The sequence below is a fragment of the uncultured Acetatifactor sp. genome, from assembly GCF_948601915.1.
Lineage (GTDB): Bacteria > Bacillota > Clostridia > Lachnospirales > Lachnospiraceae > Acetatifactor.
In genome coordinates, this window is record NZ_CAPDXS010000188.1 from 1 (window position 1) to 8,717 (window position 8,717).

The window sequence follows — 8,717 nt, forward strand, 5'->3', positions numbered from 1 at the left end:
TCACACCCCAATCAGCGCATCAAACGTCCCCACCACATTCAGCCTCCCGTACCCCCACTCCCGGTTCGGATACGTCAACTCCCCACTCCGCGACGCCCCCCTGACAAAGTAATTCTTAATCTCCCTGCTGGCCACAATCTGGTTGTTCTTCTCCACCACCGCCCACTGCAGGAACTGCGCCACCGCCCCCGCCGTGATGGCGGCGGCCAGGGAGCTGCCGGTCTCCCTGCCCCGGAGCGTGGATACGTCCACCCCGGGCGCGGCGAAATCCGGGGCTACCACATTGTTCCTGGTAAAGCCCCTCCCGGAATCGATGTAGAAGCTGTTGTTTGCCGCATTGTAGGTGGAGACGCTGATGACGTCCCTCGCCATGGCCGGCTCCGTCAGGGTGATGTAGGGCGATGCCTCCAGAAAATAGGCGGGCGCGCTCATGAACTGTGTGATGGGCAGCCACATATGGAAGCTCCCATTGTGGACGCTTCCCACCGCCTCCACCAGGAATGTCCAGATGCCCGGGGTGGGCTGGGCCACCCGCAGCAGAATCATCTCCTCCCCCGAGGACGGCTCCACCAGCGTCCCCGCTATGGTGATCTTCGTCCTCTCATAGACGAAGCTGTAGGTGATGCTGTCCTGGATGCCCAGCCGGATGGAGGGTATGGTCTCCCCGCCCGGAGAGCGCACGGACACGGTGAACACATCCGGCACATTCCCCCACAGCTCCATGACGAAGCCCTCCGCGTTTTCCGCCACCCTGACCTCCACCGGCTTCACGGCAGCCCCGCCTGACCGGCTCGACGGCTCCATGTTCCCCTGATAATGATGGCCCGCGTTTCCCTCATTGCCGCCGCATACCACCACCGCGCGGCTGCGCTTCGCCGCGATGGCGTCCAGGTAGCGCGGCAGCGGCGCGTTTCCCGCATGGTCCCCATAGCTGGTGCCCAGCCCCAGGCAGATGACCACAGGCCTGTAGAACTGCTCCGTGAAGCTGTCCGCGTACCGTACCCCCAGCATGATGTCCGTCTCCTCATAGGCCGGCACGCCCCCGGGCACCATGAAAAAATCCCTGAGGTACTGCTTGGCCTCCTTGAGCTTCACCACCACGATATCCGCCTCCGGCGCGGCCCCGATATAGGTCAGGCCGTTCCCCAGCCTGCTGCCCGCGGCCACACCCGCCATGGCGGTCCCATGGCCGTTCTCGTCCCTGCTGGGCACTATGCTGTAGGGATCGGGGGACTGCAGCGCCCGGTTGATGTCCTCTCTGGTATATACGGTGCCATAGTGGAGGCCCTCCGGAGGGGCGCCGTCCTGAATGGTCTGATCCCAGATTGCCAGGATCCGGCTGTTCCCCTGGCTGTCCCGGAAGGCCTCGCTGGTATAGTCTATCCCCGTATCGATGATGCAGACGACCACCCCCCGCCCCGTCAGGCTCAAAGGCGCCCTCTGGGCCTGGGTGATGCCGCTGACGATCAGGTTGTTGGGGTCGAAGCCCTGGCTTCCCACCTCCCCCTGCATCAGGCCGTACAGCTTCGGTACGCTTTTGTAGTCAAAAATGTACTCATTTACGTTCCTGACATTTTCCCGGCTGATGTACACGATATTGTAGAACTCATCCACCTCCAGATAGCACAGGTCGAAAAAGGCGTACCTCAAAGCATCAATGGGAAAATCCGTGATTACGTCATAGTATTCGCTGGAAAGAATCTTGTCTCTGCAGTCCATAACCGAATCCCTTTCCGCAGCAGGCGCTGTGGTATCCCTATTATCCTATGCGGGCCGGGGAAATCCGTTCCGCTCGGTAGGCCGAATAACCTGTAACCGGACAAAGGCGCTCCATGTGCCAGCCCCAGGCTTCCCATTGCAGATCTGCGCATAATCAAGTGGCGAAGAGCCATCTTCCCCTGCCCGCCATGCGGGGAAAGCCGCTAATTTCCATACGCACCCCTGCGCGTAAAAAGGGCAGCAGGCCCTCAAGCCCGCCGCCCATGATAAGTCCTTATAAAAACCCCGTCACTCCGCCACCAGCACGATCACCGTCCGGGGCGGAATCTTCAGCATAGTGCCATACTGGAAGTCCGTCTCCGCCTGGATGTCCTTCCCGTCCCCATACTCCACGAAGGTATTGACGCAGACCTTCCAGTTCCTGCCCTCCGGAAGGTTCGGAAGCTGCATGTCCAGCGGGTCCCAGTAGGCATTCATCCCGTAGAAGACGATATCGTCCTTCGTGCCCTCCTCGTTCCTGCCGGCATACATGATACCAATCAGCCTACAATTGTAGTCCGTCCTGCCGTTCCAGGGATAGCCATTGTGGAGGCTGATCTCCGGGAACCCGCACGCCGCGCTCCCCATGTCCTTCCTCACCACAGCGTGTTCCCTGCGGAAGGCTATCATATACCGGAAAAAATCGTGTATCTCCCGGTATTCCTCAAGCCTCTTCCAGTCCAGCCAGGAGATGCGGTTGTCCTGGCAGTAGGCGTTGTTGTTGCCGAACTGCGTGTTGCAGAATTCGTCCCCGGCGTAGAACATGGCCGGGCCCCTGCTGCACATCAGGGTGGCGAAGGCATTCTTCACCATGCGGCGGCGCAGGGCCTCCACCTCCATATCCTCCGTCTCCCCCTCCACGCCGCAGTTCCAGCTATTGCCGTTGTTGTCCCCGTCCGTGTTGTTCCAGCCGTTCTTCTCATTGTGCTTCACATTGTAGGAGTAGAGGTCGTACAGGGTGAATCCGTCGTGGCAGGTCAGGAAGTTCACGGACGCGCTCTCCCCCCGCTTCAGCGGATCGTACATGTCCCTGGAGCCGGTGATCCTGGCGATGGCCGTCCCCGCCAGGCCCCCGTCCCCCTTCAGGAAGCGCCGCATGTCGTCCCGGTATCTGCCGTTCCATTCCGACCATCTGCGGAACGCAGGGAAGCTCCCCACCTGGTAGAGGCCCACCGCGTCCCAGGCCTCCGCAATCAGCTTCACCTTGCCCAGGATGGAATCATGGGCAATCTCCTCGATGATGGGAGGCTTGCCCATGGGCTCGCCGTTCTGGTCCCTTGTCAGTATGGAGGCCAGGTCGAAGCGGAACCCGTCCACCCGGTACTCTGTCACCCAGTAGCGCAGGCAGTCGATGATGAACCTGCGGGTCACAGGGTGGTTGCTGTTCAGCGCGTTGCCGCAGCCGCTGAAATTGTAGTAATTCCCGTCCGGCGTCAGGATATAATAGACATCATTGTCGATTCCCTTGAAGGAGAAGCAGGGGCCGTCGTCATTTCCCTCCGCAGTGTGGTTGAACACAACGTCCAGGATGACCTCGATTCCGTTCTCCTTCAGCTCGTAGATCAGTTCCTTCAGCTCATCCCCCTCGTGGTTGTGCTCCACCACGGAGGAGTAGCTGGTGTTGGGGGCGAAAAAGCATACCGTGTTGTAGCCCCAGTAATTATAGAGCTGCTCCCCGTCCACCAGCCTGGCGTCCTCCATCTCATCGAACTCAAAGACGGGCATCAGCTCCACCGCGTTCACCCCCAGGTCCTTCAGATAGGGAATCTTCTGGCGCAGCCCCTCAAAGGTGCCCCTGGCCGTCACGCCGGAGGACTCGTCCTTTGTAAATCCCCTCACATGCAGCTCATAGATCACCAAATCCTCCAGGGGCGTCTCCAGGTGCATGATCTTCCCCCAGTCGAAGTTGTTCTCCACCACCCTGGCATGGTATTCGAAGTTCTTGCCGTTCTCCGGCCGCTCCCCCCAGTTGCGCTGCCCTGTCACGGCCTTGGCGTAGGGATCCAGCAACACATTGTTCCTGTCGAAAAGCAGCCCTTTTTCCCTGTCATAAGGGCCGTCCAACTGGAACGCGTACTCGAATTCCTCGATTTTCAGTCCGAACACCAGCATGGAATAGGTGTTCCCGATATGATAGGATTCGGGAAACTCCAGCTTCGCATAGGGCTCCGTCTCCTGGGGACGGAACAGCAGCAAGGTGCACTTCGTGGCGCCCAGAGAGTGAATCGTAAAGCTGACGCCGTTCCAGGACGCCGCGGCGCCGTCCCTGTTGTAGAATCCCGGCCTGACCTTGAAGCCGCCTATTTCATCCAAAGGCTGCAGCTTCTCGCCGCGCTGTGGTTTCAGATGTACAGATTCCATGTCCCCTCCCTCCAGCCGATTCCGGTCGTCCCCGGAATCCCGGGCCTCCCCCTCCTGCCCGGGATTCCCTTTCGGCTTACCATCAGTCATGATTTCCTGTTCCGTGTCAGACTCTTTCCTGCCTAACACTTTCTCGACGATACCCATTCCTCATGCCTCCGCTCATCTTGTCTGATATCGTATACAGCTCCCTCCAAAAGCTTTATTCGGGGAGAAAAACAGCGCTGCGGGAAGAATCCTCTCAGCGCTGCTCTCGTTTCTCTTAATCCATGTTGTTCTCTATACAGGAAATGATTTCCTGCTGAACGGGCAATACCTTCGCGAGAACCGCCTTTGCCTCCGCCGGCTTATCTGTCCGCAGCAGGTTCAGTATCTCGCTGTAGGACTCATAAATCGGGGTAAGTGACAGGTTTCCGGCTGTCCCCTTGATGGAATGCGCTTTCTCTATGGCTTCTTTGTAATCGCTCTCGTCGAAGTCCGGATCCACGGCCTGTGTCCCGATCATCTTCACAAAGGAGCCCAACAGCCTTTTGTAAAGCTTCTCATTCCCCATCAGACGCTTCAATCCGTCATCCACGTCCACGCCCAGAGTTCTCAGCTCATCTAACAGATTCATTTCTACACCTCTTTCTATACTCAATACTTCCCGAAGCCGTCACCCAGGGAGATCACCTGCTCATTGGACGCAGGGGAGGAATAGGAGGGAGCGCTCTTGAAGGAGGAGCTTGCGCCGCCACCGCTCTCGTTGCCCAGATGATAGATGGACAGCATCTCGCGCATCCTGGAAGCCTGGTTGGACAGCTCCTCGCTGGCAGCCGCACATTCCTCGCTGGTGGCGGAGTTGGTCTGCACCACCTGGGACACCTGGGAGATGGCCTGCTCAATCTGAGCCACAGCCGTCGCCTGATAGTTGGAGGATTCCGCGATGCCATTGATGATGACCTCGCTCTCCTGTACCACCTTCGTGATCTCCTCCATGGCCTTCGCGGTCTGGTCTACAATCTTGGAACCGGAGTTCACCTTTTCGATGGAATCCTCAATCAGCTCGGCCGTCTCCTCAGCCGCCTCCTGGCTCTTCGCCGCAAGGCTTCTCACTTCCTCGGCCACAACCGCAAAGCCCTTTCCTGCCTCGCCGGCCCTTGCCGCCTCAACCGCCGCATTCAGCGCGAGGATATTGGTCTGGAAAGCGATATCCTGAATGGTCTTGATGATTTTGGAGATATTCTCGGAAGCCCTGTTGATGCCCTGCATGGCGGAGATGGTATCCTGCATCTGCACATTGCCTCGCTTCACATCCTCGATGGCCTTCACCACCAAGCCTGCCGCGGAATTGGCCTGCTCTGCGTTCTGTCTGGTCTTCTCGGCAATCTCATCGATGGAAGCCGTAATCTGCTGGATAGCGCTGGCCTGCTCTGTAGAGCCCTGCGCCAGTGCCTGGCTGGCGCTGGCCACCTGAGAGGAGCTGATGGTGACCTGGGAGCCCGCGTCGCTGATATTGCTCAGTGCATTGTGGTTATCGTCCACCAGCTTCTTCAGGGAATTGCCCAGAAGGTCGTCCGCGGATACCGGATTGACCGTAATGGTCAGATTGCCGTTGGACACCTCCTCCGCAATATGGGACTGATATTTGATGTTTTCGACTACATGCATGTATTCGTCTACCAGCTCGCCGAATTCGTCATTGTTGTACTTCTCCATCTTGATGTCCACCCGGCCCTGGGCAATCTCCTTGGCCGCATCGGAGAGCTGCTTCACGGATTTCTCAATCGTCCTGATCAGCACCAGGGCGATGAAGAAGGTCACCGCCATGGAGAGCACCGCCATGGCCATCGTGAATATGGTGGAGCCCAGCAGATAGGACGACTGCTTTTCAGGATCCACGATATGGATTGCGTTCTTTGTGGACAACTGGCCAAGTATGATATTGATCAGCACAAGAACGCTCGGCACACAAAAACCGATAATCAATTTTGTCTTCATCTTCATGTCTTTCATAATGAATTATCTCCTCTCATTCTTCATTTTCTGTCATTGCCGCATCCACATTCTCTTCATCGTACAGCAGCTTCTCCGGATCCAGCAGGAGCTTTACCGAAGTGCCCACCTTTCCGATCCCGTAGACGTATTTGTTATGTCCCTTGTCGTTCCGTCCTATGGTGGGCGGCGGCAGGATGTTCTCCTTCTGGATCTCCGCCACCTCGGCAATCTGCTCCACAATCAGGCCCACCGTGGTATCCTTGACGGTGATGACCAGGATGCAGGTCTTGTCGTTGTACTCGCACTCCCCCTGCTTGAACCGCACGCGGACATCCACCACGGGGATGATCTTCCCTCTCAGGTTGATCAGGCCCTTGATGTAATCCTCCGTCTCAGGAATCTTGGTGATGGCCTGAAACTGGATAATCTGCTGTACATATTGAATCTCCAGACCGAAATACTCGGATCCGGACTTGAATGTCATATATTTGCCTTCCTGCGTGTCCGCACTGCTGGCACCGGTGTTCATCATTTCATCCATATGATTAGCCGTTCCTTTCTATGATTTTATTCTACCAATCCGGGTGCATCCAGTATCAGGGCGATGCTGCCGTCGCCCAGCTGCGTACAGCCGGACAGGCCCTTCACCTTCTTGATATAGGAAGGAATCGGTTTTACCACGATTTCCTGTTCTCCCACCAGCTTATCCACCAGCAGGCAGATCTTCCGGTCCTCCACCTCGAGGATCAGCATCACGCCGTCCTCCACGGACTCCTGATACTCCTCCAGGCCGTACCAGTTGCCCAGGCGGATCACCGGGAAGCAATCCCCGCGGATCATGACGAACTCATCGCCGTTGGGCTCATGGATCATCATATCTTCCTTCACCCGGATGAACTGCTTGATGACGCCTGTCTCCATGACGAAGGAGGATGTGCCCACCTCCATGACGATGCCGTCGATGATGGCCAGGGTCAGGGGAATCTTCAGGCTCATGACGCTGCCGCAGCCCGGCGTGCTCTCGATCTCCAGAGCGCCGCCGATGGCCTGGATGTTCTGCACCACCACGTCCATGCCCACGCCTCGTCCGGAGTACTCCGTCACCTGCTCATTGGTGGAGAATCCGGGCAGCGTGATGAACTGGTACACTTCCTTGTCGGTATAAGCGAAATCCGGCTTGTTGTCTTCCAGGATGCCCTGCTTCCGGGCCTTGGCCAGGATTTTCTCCCGATCCAGCCCTGTGCCGTTGTCCTCCACGCTGATCCATACCTTGCCGGCCTCGGTCTTGGCGGACAGGGTGACCTTGCCCTTCTCCGTCTTGCCGCTGGCCGCCCTCTCCTCGTTGGTCTCGATGCCATGGTCCACGGCGTTCCGCACCAGGTGCATCAGAGGATCGGAGATATGCTCGATGATGTTCTTATCCACCTCAGTGGAATCCCCCACCATCACGAACTCGATGTCCTTGCCCAGCTTCCTGGACACATCGAAGACGATGCGGTTCATCTTCTGGAAGGTGTTGGTCAGGGGCACCATGCGCATGGACATGATGACATTCTGCAGGTCTGTGGAGATAGAGGCAAGCTGCGCCGCCGCCTTGTTGAAATTGTCCAGGTTCAGCCCGGGCACCTTCAAATCCGAGCTCTGCAGCACCACGGACTCGGAGATCACCAGCTCCCCGATCAGATCCATCAACTGGTCCATCTTGCTCACATTGACGCTGATGAACGCGGCCTTTTCGCCCTTGGGCTTATCCTTGGCCAGCTTCTTCTGCCTGCCGGGCTCCTTGGACTGGATGACGAAATCGCCCGGCGTGATCTTGGGCGTCTCGGGCTTCTTCTCCTCCGCTTTGGCCTCATCGGCCTGCTTCGCCTCCTGCTTGGCCTCTATGACCTCCACGCTGGACTCCAGGTCGATCTGGGGCGCAGGTTCCGTGTCGCCGAAGTCAAAGCCCAGCAGGAACTGATTGGCATCGCACTCGAAGACGTCCACCTTCTCGATGTCGTATCCGACGCCTATCAGCTCCCGCACTTCCTCCTCGCTGCACTGTGCCTGGAGCAGGATGCGGAAGCCCTCTTTGATGATGGTCTCGCTGCACTTCTCGTCCGTGAGGAGATCCTCCGGAGAGTACAGGATGTCCTCCGCGATCTCCTTCAGGGCGTAAACGGTCTTGTACGCGTGTACATTGGCCATCTCCGTCTCCGGGAAGAAGTGGATGAAAATCTTGTAGAAGCGGCTGGCGGCGGTGGCCACGGGGGCGATGTAGAAATGCTTCGGCTCTTCGTGGACATTCTCTGCGGCCGGACCCTCTCCTCCTGCGCCTCCGTTCTTGATCTGGTTCAGGAATTTGTCCAAATCCGCGATGATGTCCGTGGCATCGCCGTCCGCGGTCTCGCCGTTACGAATCTTCTCCATTTCATTCGAGATGAAGTCCTCCACCTCCAGCACATGCTCCACCAGCTCCACATGGGGAACATTGTCCGGATGGGACTCCCTCAGATAGAAGAAGACATCCTCCAGTTTGTGTGACACAGCCGTGATATTGTCGAACATCATGATGCCGGATGAGCCCTTGATGGTATGCATGGTCCGGAATATCTCGTTGATGCTGTCCTCGTCAAAGC

The 8,717-nt window shown here is 57.7% G+C and carries 6 protein-coding genes; all 6 read right to left on the reverse strand.

The window, feature by feature from the left end; genetic code table 11:
• The gene (locus tag Q2B33_RS21810) at window positions 1-1,719 is read right to left on the reverse strand and encodes a S8 family peptidase (RefSeq protein WP_300568369.1); all 1,719 of its coding nucleotides are present in this window, start codon (window positions 1,717-1,719) and stop codon (window positions 1-3) included.
• Between the two features lie 288 nt (window positions 1,720-2,007).
• Window positions 2,008-4,119 carry an alpha-amylase family glycosyl hydrolase gene (locus Q2B33_RS21815; protein ID WP_300568476.1) on the reverse strand — a complete coding sequence of 704 codons (2,112 nt, stop codon included), beginning with the start codon at window positions 4,117-4,119 and terminating at the stop codon, window positions 2,008-2,010.
• Window positions 4,120-4,381: 262 nt separating this feature from the next.
• Window positions 4,382-4,735 (reverse strand): Hpt domain-containing protein, encoded by a 354-nt coding sequence (locus tag Q2B33_RS21820; protein WP_296474439.1) that lies wholly within the window; start codon window positions 4,733-4,735, stop codon window positions 4,382-4,384.
• A gap of 20 nt (window positions 4,736-4,755) precedes the next feature.
• The gene (locus Q2B33_RS21825; RefSeq protein ID WP_300568374.1) at window positions 4,756-6,114 is read right to left on the reverse strand and encodes a methyl-accepting chemotaxis protein; all 1,359 of its coding nucleotides are present in this window, start codon (window positions 6,112-6,114) and stop codon (window positions 4,756-4,758) included.
• 16 nt (window positions 6,115-6,130) lie between these two features.
• Window positions 6,131-6,637 carry a chemotaxis protein CheW gene (locus Q2B33_RS21830; protein WP_296461733.1) on the reverse strand — a complete coding sequence of 169 codons (507 nt, stop codon included), beginning with the start codon at window positions 6,635-6,637 and terminating at the stop codon, window positions 6,131-6,133.
• Window positions 6,638-6,663: 26 nt separating this feature from the next.
• Window positions 6,664-8,717 (reverse strand): chemotaxis protein CheA (locus Q2B33_RS21835; RefSeq protein ID WP_300823164.1); only part of this gene is annotated, 2,054 nt, incomplete at its 5' end.